Source organism: Vibrio sp. 1641 (assembly GCF_033339995.1).
GTDB classification, from domain to species: domain Bacteria; phylum Pseudomonadota; class Gammaproteobacteria; order Enterobacterales; family Vibrionaceae; genus Vibrio; species Vibrio alginolyticus.
Map to the genome: position 1 here is coordinate 1 of NZ_JAWOVP010000107.1, position 814 is coordinate 814.

At 47.5% G+C, this 814-nt stretch carries 1 pseudogene; it reads left to right on the forward strand.

What is annotated here, in order from left to right:
- A pseudogene (locus R7Z47_RS24460) lies at positions 1 to 814 on the forward strand (protein BatD); the annotation flags it as partial.

The following is an 814-nucleotide window of genomic DNA, read 5'->3' on the forward strand; positions in this document are numbered from 1 at the left end:
CCGATCTGGATGATTTGTTCAGCTTCAATATGAGTGTCGATAACCATACGCTATATCCGCAGCAATCTGCGAATTTACGCATGCAACTGATCATCAAGGCCGACACTCGCCGTTTAGACAACCCACAAGTTGTGCCACCACGTATTGAAGGCATGAAGCTTGAACCTGTTGGTGAAATGCAACAAGGGCAGCGAGTCATTTCTGGGCTTGAAGTGACAGTGGTGGAGCAATCTTTCCGCTTAACCGCAGAACAACCGGGAACATTCACGCTCCTTGGCCCACAACTGACTGGATCTTATATCTATGGCGATAGTCTGACGGGCTCAACCAAGATCATGCCGATCAGCACAAAAGTGGAGCAAATGCCAATAACGGTAAAAGCCATACCTAGTGCGTTTAAAGGCAGTTGGTTACCCGCATCGGCACTGCAAATGACTCAGAGCTGGCAAGACGATCAAGGCAATACGCTATCCGCCAATACGGTAAATAACGTGAAACAAGGTTCGTCTATTACTCGTACCATTCAAATCAAAGCTCGCGGTACACAAGCCGAATACTTACCGCGTATTACTATGGATTACCCAAACTCCTTACGCGTTTACCCTGAACAGCCTCAATTCGACACAGCAAGAGATGGCACGGTAATCATGACGGTAAAACAAGTGCTGATCCCAACAGAAGCAGGCGAATTCACGCTGCCAGGCTACTCACTGAATTGGTGGGACAGTAAAAGCGATGAAGCAAAGCAGGCAAACTTGTCTGAGCTGAAACTGAATGTGGAACTAAGCGATGCAGGCTTGATTACCTTACCTGA